This window comes from Thermoplasmata archaeon, from assembly GCA_015063285.1.
Classification (GTDB): domain Archaea; phylum Thermoplasmatota; class Thermoplasmata; order Methanomassiliicoccales; family Methanomethylophilaceae; genus Methanoprimaticola.
The window spans coordinates 1-13425 of sequence record SUST01000026.1; the positions used below are offsets into that span (position 1 = coordinate 1).

Consider the following 13425-nt stretch of genomic DNA (forward strand, 5'->3'; position numbering starts at 1 on the left):
GGGTCGAATTCCTCCAGTGAGGATACGTCTCTGTCCTTGACGGAGCACTTGATCCCTATTGCCTCACACACATAGTGTGTTACGTACTCGTTATCGCCCGTAAGGACCTTGACCTTGATGCCATACTCATTCAGATCTTTGATCGCTCCTTTGGCCGTCCTCTTCACTGGATCGGTAAAGACAACGAATCCCGCAAACGTCTGGTCAGTCTCGTCAGAAGGGCTGAATTCAGTCTGTCCAGCCGGGAAGTACTTGTGAGTTACTCCGAGGACACGCATTCCCTTCTTGCTGTACCATTCGACCAGGCCCAGGATTTTGTTTACTGTGTTTTCGTCCAGGTCGCGTATCTCCCCTTCCTCATCCAGATATCTGGTGGATATCGAGAGGATCTCCGGGACCGCGCCCTTTGTGACCATGAGGTTGACATCCTCTTTCTTGTTGACGATGACGGTAGCTCTCCTTCTGATGAAATCGAACGGTATATCGCCAACCCATTCGTATTCGTCTAGTTCCTCCAAAAGATACTCGTTCTCAGCGTGCTCCTGGATTGCCCAATCGATCTGATTGGTCGCGGATGTGAGCTTCATACTGTTCAGACATACTAGCTTCTCGACCAGGGTGCTGGGGGTTCCGTAGATATTGTTGTTCGCCTCGACCGAGATTCTGTTCTCCGTGAGCGTTCCCGTCTTGTCCGAACAAAGAACATCCATCCCTCCGAAGTTCTGGATCGCATTGACGTCCTTCACGATGACCCTTTTCTTAGACATGTCTATGGCGCCTTTGGCCAGATTGGTTGATACTATCGTGGCAAGCATCTCAGGCATCAGTCCTATCGCAAGAGTGATCGCGAAGATCAACGCCTCCATGACATCCTCGAATAGGAACTCACCTGCATTGAGGAATCCCTTGATCACCATGATGATGAAAACAGGAGGAACCGTGAATATCATGAGTTTGAGAAGCACGGAAACGATTGCGCTGCTTCCCTTGTCGTAAGTGGTCTTGGAAGATTTGGTCGATAGCTTCTCGGCCATGGAACCTATCACAGTATCATCACCGACCGCGATGACCACCGCCTCAGCAGAGCCTTCCATGACACTGGTTCCCATGAACGCCATATTGTTGCATTCCAGGATGCTTCCCTCGCATTTCACGGGCTCAGCATATTTCGTGGCCGCCTCCGACTCTCCTGTGAGGGCGGACTGGTCGACCTTCAGATGGTTGGATTTGATGATCCTGACATCCGCGGGAACTACATCCCCCGTGTCCAGGATCAGTATGTCTCCGGCGACGAGGTCGACAGAGTCTACCTCGGTCTCGACATTCTCACGGCGGACCGTGATGATCGTGGTCACCATGTTCACCAGTTTAGCAGCGGCCTTCCCGCTGCGTGTCTCCTGGATGAATGTCATCGTACCGCTCACAACTATCAAAGTCGTAAGGATGACGAAGTAAATGATGTCGGGATCCAGAATCATCCAGAGGATGTCTATGACCGCTAATGCTATTATGAATACGTTTACGAATGCATGATACAGTCTTTTCAGAACCACATGAGTGTTGTGATTCGAGACGACATTCTCTCCGTACCTGATACGGGACGTCGTCAGCTCCTCATTGTAGTGACCTTCGATCCTGGTGTTGTACTGCTCTAGTACGGACTCCGCATCCTCAGATGCGGCCGCCTTCATTCTCTGTTCCGGTGAAAGCGAATCAATTACCACAAAAATCTCGTATCACTTTCTATTCTTAAAAGTGACCCTTGGCATAAACCGCAATGTGTCCCTGTAGGGGCGTACCTGTCTCTCTAGGAACAATACGACACTAAAACGACAGTTCACTCGGACAGACCATCTGAATCGTGAGCCTGCATCTCATACATCTCGATGATCTCGCCAACTGTCGTGCATTGCTCCGGGGATTTATCATCCCTCACACGGCCAGTGAATCTGGGGAAGCGTATACCGAGACCTGCATCCTCTTTGAGGATCCCTCTGGCCGCAGTATGTATCGGACTCAAGGTTATCTCTGCCGCTACAACTTCCAGGACAGTTGTCGGATTGAACCATACGTCTGGAATCATCTCGGCATCGACCAACTTGGGTTTGCTCTCAGATAGTCCGGAATTCAACAGTTCTGGCATGGATTCCAGGAATGCATCATCGAATCCTGTTCCCAGTTTGCAGACGGTCTCAAATCTTCCAGTGTCCTCATTGAAAGCGGCCATGAGAAGGGCCCCGTACTTTCCTGCCCTCTTTCCCATGCCGTAGAACGCTCCGACGACTGACAGGTCGAATGAATCCGTAAGGGCTTGCTGGTAGTCCTTCTTGTATTTGATCCACAGGAATCCCCTGGACCCCGCTCTGTAGATGGATTCCGGCGCTGTTGATTTGGCCATTATGCCCTCGCATCTCGCAGCGACCGCTGAAGCGAAGAATTCCTCTCCCTCCTCGGGGCTGTTAACCAGCCTCATAGTAGTCATCTGGACCTTGTCGCCAATATCGAATGAACTCTCCAGCTGAGACCTTCTCTCGAGATACGGGAGATTGGTCATGTCCTCGCTGTCGCGGTAGAGGATGTCGAACATGAATATCCTGACGCTGACCTCTTTGACGGCCTCCTCCATCCCGTGCTTCTTCCTGCGGTGAGTTACGGCCTGGAATGGCAGCATGAATCCGGTCTCCGGGTCAACTGCAACACATTCGCCTTCGATGATCGCTTCGCCGAACTTGCAACGCTCCCTCAGAGCCTCGGCTATATCGGGGAAATTGGAAGTCAGATCCTCTAGTCTTCTGGAATAGAGTTTGACAGAGTCTTTTCCGATATGCGCCTGTACCCTGATTCCATCGTACTTGTATTCGATAGCACACTTACCACCCATCTTAGCAACGACTTCCGATACCGACGGGAGACGTTCGGCCAACATGACCTTGATCGGGTTTCCTATAGTGACTCTAATGTTGTTTATGGCATCCATTCCGCCATTAGCAATGGTCTCGGCAACGAAACCTATGTCGCATGTGACATTGAACGCCCTCTCGATGGCCGGCCTGTCCTCCTTGGTTGCGAAGGCCTCTGCCAAAGCATCGAGGATCGTCATATCGCCTGCACCGACCCTCATCCTTCCGGTGACGATCCTGCAGAGATATCTTGCCTCGATGGGCCCTGAATCATGAAGCATGTTGGCCAGAAGCTTCATCTTCTTGTCCTGAGAATCCTTACCCTCAGCATCCTGGATTGCTGTCAATCCCTTGTACACTCTGTCAACTGTGAGCTCCTCAGCGAAGAGCGTCATCTGCTTCTTCTTGGAAATCAGCTTCTCAGCAACCTCCCCGGGATCCCCGGTCTTAACCCAAAGCTCCTCTGCAACGGAATCCTGTGTGCCTGAGGTGAATGATATTGCTCTGAGAACGAGCTTATCCGCCATACCGAGCTCCTTCGCCACGAAATCTGGATGGAGCTTACCTTGCGACAGATAGATTATCTTCCTAAGCTCCGCTTTGTCGACAGTGCGAATGAAATCGGCTAGGATGGCCGTCATCTCCAGGCGGCTACCAGTAGCCTCCAGTCTGTCGAACGTGTCTGCGAGCTCAGAATACAACATACGGGAGTGATTGGGGCCGGCGATAATAAGCTTACCTGGTCAATTAATCAGAATTATTTTTCTATATTCAGACTGATACGAAGGGACATGGGAAAGAAGGTCGCCGTACTGACAATGGCGGTTATTGTGTTGGCAGTGTGTCTGGTACCGCTGTGCACGTGTGAAGAGGCAGAAGCCCTGGAACCTACAGACTATAAGGTCTCGACCCCAGGATACTTCACAGGTGACGACGGTGCCATAGACATCGCCATAGGAAACGGTCATTCAAGGACTGTAACTGTCTATGTCCAAAACTACACGAGTAGCATATTGGATGTCGCATTCTACACCATTGACGGCACCACAGAAGTCCACGGAGAGACGATCGAGAATCTTACGTTGATGCCTGCAGGAGACGCCCAAAAGAGAGACTTGATCAAGCAACCTTACACGATAAGCGTCAAGGATGTCACGGCGTCACACAAGGATGCTCGTGTAGCTTTGAACATCTTCATAACCAACCTAGAAGACGATTCATACAGCATACACACGATAAAATTCAATGTCGATGTCGTTTCATCCTTCGATACTTCCGGCAGTTTCAACAAATTTTTGGGTATCATCGACAATACCCTTCCGGAGCCTTTCGATAACCCTATCGTACCATTCATCGTCACTCTGGTGATATTCTTCATAATCGCGCTGCTCGTCATAAAGCTGTGCGTCCCCGCCCTGTCCGGTATGCTCAACGAGACCACCTCTGATAAGGACAGGAAGAGATTCAAGACACTGCTGACCTTGGGAGTAATAATCGCGACCATAGCTCTGTTCATCGATCCGGGTCTAAAGATCCTGGGTGCCGATATCAATTGGATCTACTTGGTGAACAAGATATCCATGACACTCTTGATCGTGACATTGGCCCTGACCATTTGGAAGGTCTATCTGATCGTAGTGGAGAGCGTGCTCACCAAAATGGGAAAAGTGGACGATTCCAAGATAGATCTGTCCCTTATGCCGCTGTTCGCAATGTTCGGTAAGCTCTTCCTGTGGATCGGCGGAGCTGCTGCGATCCTTCACATATTCGGCATGGACCTGTCAGGGATACTGATCAGTGCCGGTATCGTCACATTGGGTATCACCCTGGGTGCTCAGAATGTGCTTTCCCAGTTCTTCAGCGGAATCCTTCTACTGCTGACGAGACCGTTCACCAACGGCGATTATCTGATGATTAACAATAACACATATATCGTGAAAAACGTCAAACTGATGTACACCGAATTCCTCGGTGAAGAGAAGGACTGTATCATCACGATGCCCAACAATGCAGTCTCATCCGCCACCATAGTCAATATGAGCAAGAACGATGAGGCTTACAGACTGTACGTATTCTTCCAGATTCCAAACGTGGTTGATGCGAAAAAGGCCGAGGATGTCGTGCTCCAGATAGCTGAAGAAAGCCAATACGTCATCCACGATTACGACAGGTACACAAGACCTGCAGTCAAATTCTTGGATGTCACGCCTTCCGCAACGCAACTGAGGCTCGACATCACGATAAAGGACTACGCCAGCAGGGAACTCATCCAATCGGATATGAAGAAAGAACTGTACATCAAACTGGCCGAGAGCGGAATCGAGATGTCCTTCAGCAAGCTTAAAGTTAATGCGGCAGGACCGGGAGATAAGGTCCCGATCTGAAAACCATCAGAACCCGTCCAACTTCCTCTGGGAGTTGTCCGGAAGGAAGGAATGGCCTTGGGAGAGCTCCTTGTTGAGCCTCTCAAGGTTCTCCCTCATAGTGTCTTCCTTCTTCTTGCTGGCAGCCTCGATCCCTTCGTCCATGGTCCCTGCAGCGACCAGAACATAGACCTCTCCGTCGTTCTTCCTGCCTGTACGTCCCCTTCTCTGAATGGTACGTATTTCTGATGGGACGGGCTCATAGAAGATCACCACATTGGTGCTTGAGATATCAAGGCCTTCTTCCCCCACTGACGTTGCCACGATGACATTGACATCGCCGGAACGGAGACGGTCCAATAGTTCGACCTGCTCCTTCTGCGACATACCGTCCTTGGCCTGACCTATCAGCCTGGAGACCTTAGCGCCGCTTATTGTGGACAGCTTCTTGACCATCATATCGCATGTATCGCGGTACTGCGTGAACACCATCACCTTGGAGTCGGGCTCATCTATCAAGGTCTTACTGACGATGGACATCGTCTTGGAGACTTTTGGATGCTCCACGTTGGTAGAATCCACGATCTTCCTCATGTCCTTGTATTCGGCACGGTTGATCATCTCCTTGGCGCTCCTTCCGCCCTGCTCCTGTTCTGCCTCCTCTTCCAGCTTGTCAAGATATATCTTGAGGGGTGTAATCCCCTGTGTTTCCGCCAGCATCATCGCGTGGGATATCTTGATGCCCTTTGCCGTCAGGGACAGACCCTTGTACACTATCGCTGTCTTTTCGCCAGTGTTCAGTCTTGTCTGGAGCATCCTCTGTATGTCAAGGAAATGACTCCTGGTCGGAGGTCTGGCGGGATTCATCAGCTTGAGACTCACCAGCTCACTGACATAATGGCTGAGCTGTGTTTTCAGCAAATGGTCCACGGCAACGAGGTCGTCAGGTAGTTTGACCGTCAGTCTGATGATATAGGTATCATGGACATAAGGGGAAACATCACGATCATCCTCCGACCTGACATCGATCCTTCCGATGCGAAGATTGATGCAGACCTCCTTGATCTTGTTGATGTTGGCCCCAGGTGATGCCGTCATTCCTATACAGCGTATCCTCTTGTTGCAATACTCGGCGACGGTCACATTGGCATAACCGCCGACGCTTCTGTGTGCCTCATCGAAGATCACCAAGGATACTTTGTCCAGGGAATAGCGGCCTTCCGTAAGGTCGTTCGCGACCGTTTGCGGCGTAGCTACGATGACATCGTTCTGCTCGAACATGTTTACCCTCCTCTGAGGGGCAACGTTCCCGCTGAGGATGCATACGCTATGACCGACCATCAGATTAGAGAATGTATTGTAATGCTGGTCAAGCAGCGGTTTGGTAGGTGCAAGGATTATTACCTTGCCTTGATCCACGAAATCAGCTGCCACACGGAGAGCTACAATCGTCTTCCCCAGACCGGTGGGGAGGATAAGGAGTGTGTTGGACCTTATGCAGCCGTTCACCATGCTAGTCTGGTAGCTGCGTTCCTCGACCTTATCCGGTGCTATGTTGGAATGAACGACAAAGCTCATTGAAGGGACAACGGCGAACGCTATCAAATACGTTTTGTCAAATCAAAAGAAAGAAAAAGTTGATGGGCCGTAAGGCCCTTTGGATTGTTTAGTGGCATCCGCCGCCGCAAGAAGCGCAGCCGTTGAAGTTGGGGTTGCGGATAGTGAGTCCGGTTCCGAAGTTGGGGTCATCGATGAACTCGATAACACACTCGTCAAGCTCCTTCTTCGTCTCATCGTCGTAATACATCTTGAAATCCTTGGCAGTTTCATCGATGATATCTCCCTCGGCCTCCTTCTCCTGGAAGGACATACCGAACTGAGGTCCGGAGCAAGCAAAACCGGCGACGTAGATCTTGATACCGTATCCAGTCTTCTGGTTCTTCTCTAGCAGATCGGTGATGAACTTTTCTGCCTCAGGTGTTATGGTTACCATGTTATCAAACCCTCCAAACAGTGGGTAGAATATAAAGCAATAGGATGGATTCCGCGGAATTCACGCAGCTTATGTTATCCTACTCTTAACACCACTATGTGTCTTGGATGTATCCTCCGTCAATACTTGATATCATACGCGTCAGCGAACGCTCTGAGTGCATAGGATTGCGAACGTGTCATGGACATGTAAGAACCTATCATGATGCTCTCTAGGATCTCATCCTTGGATGCTCCGGCGTCTTTTGCATGTTGGATCTGAACCTTCAGACAATGCTCTCCTCCGATGGCTGCTGCAGCAGATATCGCCAGAAGATATCTGAACTTCTTCTCGATGGCTGCGTTCTCATTCTCCAGAACACACTTTGAGAAACCGGCCGCTGGAACGAATATGTCTGGACGGACGCTCAGTACCTTGTTGGTTACTGGTATGAACCCATACATCTCTTCTGTTGCCTTAAGGATCTTTTCGGTGATCTCACGTTGCTTAGGATCTTCCTGCATGAATCATGAATTCCAAAGCATCGGTTTAAAAATTGTCTAAAGAGAGCGGATTTGTCACATTGACCGCAGCATATCGGCTTTATATTCCCCACTAGAACGTTTAGCTTCTGCGTTGCAAACGCAGGAAATAATAATGGACAAAGAAGGGATGTTGAACCGCATATTCGTATCAGAAGGCGAAAAGTACGGTTACAACGAAGTCACCGCAGGATTCTCTTCGGAGAAGAACCTAAAAGTGTCTTGGATACGCACAGGAACATGGATCGACATATGGCTGAGCGACTATCTGGAGGATGCTCCGAAGGAAGTCCTGGAATCCGTGGCAGAGACGGTATTCAGAAGGATATGCATCCATGCCAAGGAACCCTACTCAGACGAACTGGTCGAATATGTTACCGGAGAGATGTTTTTGGAAAAGAACCGTCCGATCTACCTCTCCAGGATATCAGGTGTCAGCAAGGGTACCAAGGGTCGCCACCATGACCTTATGAACAGCTATCAGAGACTCGTAAGGGACGGCATGATCGAATACGACCCCGACCTTGTGATCAGATGGGCGCCCCTGTGGGACGGCAAATCTGTCGGGCAGTCAAGCGTGCTCATGAAGACTGTCTGCTTGAACCGCAGGCTGGACTGCATATATGTGCCTGACGACCTCATAGATTTCGCCCTCTATTCTCAGCTGGTCTTCGTCAATGAAGGCTTTGATGACGACCCCAGCGAGAAGATCAAAAATGCGAAGAAGATAGTTCAGGACCTTCCTGAATTCAATGAGATGCAGGACAGCCTGAAGAGAATGGGGATGACCCTCTGGAGCGAGGTGTCCCCCGCGGACTAACACACTCTTTCATGGTTACGACGGTGACGCCGATCTCGGAGCACTGACTTATCCGGGGGGTATGTGTCGGACCCTACGTTGGCCCCCAGTCATCGCAGTGACGACGCGTCACCAACTCCTGCGGGAGCCCAACTAAGTTGGGATAGGGCCACTGTTCGCCGTCCCGTGCACATGGCGATCACGAATCACGCCCCTTCGCCAGAACGACGTGTTCGTATTCGATGCCCATCTATTTAAATAGGGGCTTTTGCCCCATCTTAATTCAATATTCGCTAATGGTCAATACTATTGTTTTTATTCTAGGAATCCAACAGGTATCTGGATGAACCACCTCAGGATAGATCTGGACAAATGCGTCGGGTGCGGCAAATGCGCCAAGATGTGCCTAAAGAACAACATCGTGATAGAGGATCGTAAGGCCAGAGAGGTGGGCAACGAATGTCTTGAATGCTCCCATTGCGTTTCGAGCTGTCCCAAGGGAGCCATAGAGCTCCTCCCCAGAGAGAAAGGCGATGAGACCGTATTCTCCTCCATCAAGAAAGACAAGATGTTCGACGGAGGAATGATCTCCGACAAGGATCTGGAGGAACTGGTCTCCTCAATGACGCACGGTAAGAGGGACAAGTATGAAATCTTCATACTGCAGGGCGACGAGCTCAATTCTTTCATGGATACCGTATGGGATGTCCTGAAGGACAAGGAGTCCACGGTCCCCTTGGTCAAGGAATGGGGCAGATGGAGGGAGAAGCACGATATGCTCCAACCCAATCCAGTGCTTTGGGAGGGACAACAAGTTCTGTTCATCTTCTCGGATTCCAAGGAGAGCGCGCTCATGGCATCGCAGAGGATGATCAGGAAAGGTCTGAGCCTCAGGATCAGAGGATTCCATTCGAACATCATCATGAGCGCTTACCTTTTCGGAAGGGACAGGGTATTAGGATACTTCCCCGACTCGACCAAGGAACTGCAGATGGCCTACGTCATCGGACATGCAAGACGCTTGGTCGAACCTGTGTTCAAACCAATGAACAAGGTCAAAGGCCTATTCGACAGATTTTAAAGTGACGTTATTGCAAATCGTCGATTGACGAACTAAAGGCAACAATAACCGTAAAACTTACTATTTTTGTTAGACATATGACGAATTCTGCTGAATTCGTAGAAATATAATATTAATTTTACGAAATCAGGATTGAATTTATTGATATTCGTTGAAAACTATGCGTATCCTACCAAGGTATTTTAATAAAGGTCATAGATTACCACGCATGAAAGGACTACTGACACCCAACTCTGTAGCCATCATTGGAGCCTCCAATGATGAAACGAAGCTAGGTGGAATGCTTCTCAAGAACATGATCAATGCCGGTTTCACCGGCCACCTGTACCCCGTAAACCCCAAAGGCGGAGAGATACAGGGTCTCAAAGCATACACATCGATCACCGAGATTCCCGAACCCGTGGATCTCGCAGTCATCTCCATCAAGGCCGCATTCGTACCCGATGAGATGGCGAACCTGAAGAAGAACGGCTGCCACTGCGCCACCATCCTGACCGCAGGATTCAAAGAGGACAGCCCCGAGGGAAAGATCCTCGAGCAGAAGCTCGTTGCAGCCGCAAAGGAAGCGGATGTCAAGTTCTTCGGACCGAACTGTTTCGGTAACATGAATCCCTGGGCAGGAGTCAACGCGACCTTCGCCCACCTGCTTCCCAGAAAGGGACACATATCCATCTTCTCCCAGTCCGGAGCGGTAGGATCGTCCATCATCGACTGGGCATATTTCAACAAGATCGGAATCGCCAACTTCGTCACATTCGGTAACAAGGCCGATTTGGACGAGGCAGACATCATTCCCGAGATCTCCGAGGACCCCAACACGAAGGTAATCGGAATGTACTGTGAGGGAATCTCCAACGGACACAGGTTCGTATCCGCGATCGAGAACATGCCTGTAGAGAAGCCCATCGTCGTCTACAAGTCCGGAAGGACTCAGGCGGGAGCAGCGGCAGCGTCATCCCACACAGGTTCGCTGGCAGGAGCTGATGCAGTCAACAATGTCATATTCAAGAAGCTTAACGTCTACAGGGCAAGCAGCCTTGATGACATGTTCGATGTCCTCAACGTATTCAGCGGATGCAGCGAGATGAAGAAAGGCGGATTGGGAATCATCACCAACGCCGGAGGTCTCGGAGTCATGTCCGCAGATGCGGCATTCGATGCCAAGAATGTCCATGCAGTCAAGTTCTCGGACGAGACAATCGCCGAGATCAGGACCAGGGTCCCCACTGTCGCCGGAGTCACAAACCCCATCGACATACGCGGAGACGCGAAGCCCGAGTACTTCAAAGAGGTCATCGACATCCTTTCGCACGACCCCGAAGTCGGCGCACTGGTCATCATGGGATCACCGCTCGACACAGCGGATCTCGAGGCCGTCGCCCAGTCCATCGTGGAGATCAAGGACCAGATTCCAGTACCGTTCGTAGTCTGCTTCGCAGGCGGTCACAAGTGCGACAAGGCCAACAGCTACCTCAAGGAGGCGGGAATCCCCACATACCCCACTCCGGACAGAGCAATCCACGCACTCGATGTCCTGAGGACATACACGATCAACAAGGAGAAGTCGCACACCCCCATGTCCTACCCCACTGCCACCGGCGGAGGAAGAGAAGCTGCCAAGAAGATCCTGGACAAGGCAAAGGCCGAGGGAAGGGACTCACTGTCCGAGGCAGAAGGAAAGGAGATCCTCAAGGCATACGGCGTCCCCACTCCCGGAGAGGCCACGGTCAACTCCGCAGACGAGGCCGCGAAGGAATGCGACAGGATCGGATACCCGGTCGTCATGAAGATCGTATCCCCCGACATCAAACACAAGACCGATGTCGGAGGAGTCGTTGTCGGGGTCAAGAACGCGGATGACGCCAAAGCGGCATACACCAAGATCATGGATTCCTGTACTAAGAACGTGCCCGGCGCCAAGATCGACGGAGTCTCCATCCAGCAGATGGTCTCCGGTCAGGAGGTCATCCTGTCCATGATCCGCGACGTGCAGTTCGGCCCCGTCGTATCCTTCGGACTCGGAGGAATCTACGTCGAGATCCTCAGGGAGATCTCCCAGGCCCACGTGCCCATGACCGAGGAGCAGCTCGATGAGATGATCACGTCCACCAAGGCATACAAGCTCATGTCCGGTGCAAGGGGGCTTGCGAAGTCCGATATCCCCGCAATGAAAGAAGCGATCAAGAGAATCGCCCTCATCGCGGTTGAGAACCCCGAGATCCACGAACTGGAGATCAACCCGGTCATCGTGCAGGTCGAGGGCAAGGGCGCTTACGCCGTGGACGCCCTCGTCACCCTGGTCAAAGAGTGATCCTAACCATTTACGGGGGGTAATCCCCCGTTCTTATGATTTTATATCCTGCAGTTTCGATTTCGCTTTAACACCTGTATTCGAAATAAGAGCAGAATAACGATTGAGGGAACGATAGAACATGATGAAACTGTCGACCATACTGATGATAGCAGGAGGTGCACTCGCCATGATCCCCCTGTATCTGGCCTGCGGCACATTCACAGCCTTTAGTGTTGATTATTCAGCGTGGGACCTGAAGGAGGCATTCGACAAAGGAAATGGGGTCCTCAATCTTATCGCCAAGTATGCCCCCACCTTCATATTCGTATTCGGCGCCTGTACGATCTTCGAACCCATCATAGGCATATTCAAACCTGACCTCTATAACAACCGCTTAGGATATTGGTTGATCTTCGACGGAGCGGTACTGCTCTTCTTCTCAGCGGTCATGATCCTAGCCACCAACGATCTAAACGGCATAGACGTGGCCTTCGGGGAATACCTCTTACTGATCGCATCCCTTGCCACCATCGTCGGCGCTTACATGAATCTGAAGGAAGTCGCTTGATGTCCTTATCGATTCTCTGTCATTTTTTGCCAAACATCATGGTATATGAGAACTGAAAGAGCAGCCTCCACTGATTACTTTTATAGAGTCGATTGTATTGGAAGTCTGATGACTTCCGAACTCATCTTCGTTGGACTCGGCCTCAGCGGCACGGACGGAATGACCGTCAAAGCATTGAACGCACTGAAAGAATGCGACAAGATCTATGCAGAATTCTACACGTCGTTCCTCATCGGTACCAAGGTGGAGGAACTGGAGGAGGTCATCGGAAAGAAGATAAAGGTGCTGTACAGAGCTCAGGTCGAGGAATCCGACAACATCATCAAGGATGCCATGGAGATGAGGGTCGGTTTCATAACTGCTGGCGACACCATGTCAGCAACCACCCATGTGGACCTCAGGATCCAAGCCGCCGAGCTGGGCATCCCTGTGAGACTGATCAACGGGATCACGATCTTCTCCGCATGCCCTACTGTGTTCGGTCTCCAGAATTACAAATTCGGAAGGGCGGTGACACTTCCTTTCATCGAGCAGGGCTACCACCCCAAATCCCCTTACGACCACATAATGCAGAACAAGAAACTCGGTCTGCACACCATGATCCTTCTGGACATCCATGCGGATGAGATGCGCTATATGACCGCACACGAGGCAATTGAATGGCTGATGCTCGGGGAGGAGAAATGGCAGGAGGGCCTCATCGATGACAAGACCATCCTCTGCGTCGCATCCCAGGTCGGATCGCCTAACGAGAAGATCTTCGCAGGATATCCCCAGGACCTTCTGAAGATGGATCTCGGAGAGCCTTTGTTCACCCTTGTACTTCCCGGTAACCTCCACTTCATGGAGCAATACGCATTGGTGAAGTTCGCTGGTGCTCCGGAAGAGATAATCGAAGACGAATGAG

11 protein-coding genes are annotated in these 13425 nt (G+C 50.9%); 6 read left to right on the forward strand and 5 right to left on the reverse strand.

Annotated features, from left to right (window positions below):
* On the reverse strand, positions 1–1724 hold a 1724-nt coding region (locus tag E7Z62_08750), incomplete at its 3' end, for an HAD family hydrolase (GenBank protein MBE6523190.1).
* A gap of 113 nt (positions 1725–1837) precedes the next feature.
* On the reverse strand, positions 1838–3604 hold the full coding sequence (locus E7Z62_08755; GenBank protein ID MBE6523191.1) for an ATP-dependent DNA ligase: 1767 nt from the start codon (positions 3602–3604) through the stop codon (positions 1838–1840).
* 87 nt (positions 3605–3691) lie between these two features.
* Here E7Z62_08755 and E7Z62_08760 point away from each other — a divergent pair, with 87 nt between their 5' ends.
* A complete protein-coding gene (locus E7Z62_08760) occupies positions 3692–5284 on the forward strand; it encodes a mechanosensitive ion channel (GenBank protein MBE6523192.1) in 1593 nt (530 codons plus the stop codon).
* A 6-nt stretch (positions 5285–5290) separates the two neighbouring features.
* On the opposite strand, the gene E7Z62_08765 is transcribed toward E7Z62_08760, so the two are convergent.
* The 3 genes from E7Z62_08765 to E7Z62_08775 form a co-directional block, all read right to left on the reverse strand.
* On the reverse strand, positions 5291–6841 hold the full coding sequence (locus E7Z62_08765) for a DEAD/DEAH box helicase (GenBank protein MBE6523193.1): 1551 nt from the start codon (positions 6839–6841) through the stop codon (positions 5291–5293).
* Positions 6842–6929: 88 nt separating this feature from the next.
* On the reverse strand, positions 6930–7256 hold the full coding sequence (locus tag E7Z62_08770) for an iron-sulfur cluster assembly accessory protein (protein ID MBE6523194.1): 327 nt from the start codon (positions 7254–7256) through the stop codon (positions 6930–6932).
* Positions 7257–7375: 119 nt separating this feature from the next.
* Positions 7376–7759, reverse strand: a complete 384-nt coding sequence (locus E7Z62_08775; GenBank protein MBE6523195.1) for a carboxymuconolactone decarboxylase family protein — start codon at positions 7757–7759, stop codon at positions 7376–7378.
* A gap of 133 nt (positions 7760–7892) precedes the next feature.
* On the opposite strand from E7Z62_08775, the gene E7Z62_08780 reads away from it, so the two are divergent.
* From E7Z62_08780 to dph5, 5 genes are all read left to right on the forward strand, one after another.
* Positions 7893–8597, forward strand: coding sequence for a hypothetical protein (locus E7Z62_08780; protein ID MBE6523196.1), 705 nt, complete (start codon positions 7893–7895; stop codon positions 8595–8597).
* A gap of 322 nt (positions 8598–8919) precedes the next feature.
* Complete coding sequence (locus E7Z62_08785) at positions 8920–9657, forward strand: 4Fe-4S dicluster domain-containing protein (GenBank protein ID MBE6523197.1); 738 nt, start codon at positions 8920–8922, stop codon at positions 9655–9657.
* Between the two features lie 208 nt (positions 9658–9865).
* On the forward strand, positions 9866–11968 hold the full coding sequence (locus tag E7Z62_08790) for an acetyl-CoA synthetase (protein MBE6523198.1): 2103 nt from the start codon (positions 9866–9868) through the stop codon (positions 11966–11968).
* A 121-nt stretch (positions 11969–12089) separates the two neighbouring features.
* A complete protein-coding gene (locus E7Z62_08795) occupies positions 12090–12518 on the forward strand; it encodes a hypothetical protein (protein MBE6523199.1) in 429 nt (142 codons plus the stop codon).
* A gap of 108 nt (positions 12519–12626) precedes the next feature.
* Positions 12627–13424, forward strand: a complete 798-nt coding sequence (gene dph5, locus E7Z62_08800) for a diphthine synthase (GenBank protein MBE6523200.1) — start codon at positions 12627–12629, stop codon at positions 13422–13424.
* Position 13425 lies beyond the last annotated feature (1 nt).

Excerpts from the sequence above, each read along its gene's own strand:
- E7Z62_08755 (MBE6523191.1), bottom strand. The coding sequence starts at position 3,604 with ATGTTGTATTCTGAGCTCGCAGACACGTTCGACAGACTGGAGGCTACT.
- E7Z62_08760 (MBE6523192.1), top strand. The coding sequence starts at position 3,692 with ATGGGAAAGAAGGTCGCCGTACTGACAATGGCGGTTATTGTGTTGGCA.
- E7Z62_08765 (MBE6523193.1), bottom strand. The coding sequence starts at position 6,841 with ATGAGCTTTGTCGTTCATTCCAACATAGCACCGGATAAGGTCGAGGAA.
- E7Z62_08770 (MBE6523194.1), bottom strand. The coding sequence starts at position 7,256 with ATGGTAACCATAACACCTGAGGCAGAAAAGTTCATCACCGATCTGCTA.
- E7Z62_08775 (MBE6523195.1), bottom strand. The coding sequence starts at position 7,759 with ATGCAGGAAGATCCTAAGCAACGTGAGATCACCGAAAAGATCCTTAAG.
- E7Z62_08780 (MBE6523196.1), top strand. The coding sequence starts at position 7,893 with ATGGACAAAGAAGGGATGTTGAACCGCATATTCGTATCAGAAGGCGAA.
- E7Z62_08785 (MBE6523197.1), top strand. The coding sequence starts at position 8,920 with ATGAACCACCTCAGGATAGATCTGGACAAATGCGTCGGGTGCGGCAAA.
- E7Z62_08790 (MBE6523198.1), top strand. The coding sequence starts at position 9,866 with ATGAAAGGACTACTGACACCCAACTCTGTAGCCATCATTGGAGCCTCC.
- E7Z62_08795 (MBE6523199.1), top strand. The coding sequence starts at position 12,090 with ATGATGAAACTGTCGACCATACTGATGATAGCAGGAGGTGCACTCGCC.
- dph5 (MBE6523200.1), top strand. The coding sequence starts at position 12,627 with ATGACTTCCGAACTCATCTTCGTTGGACTCGGCCTCAGCGGCACGGAC.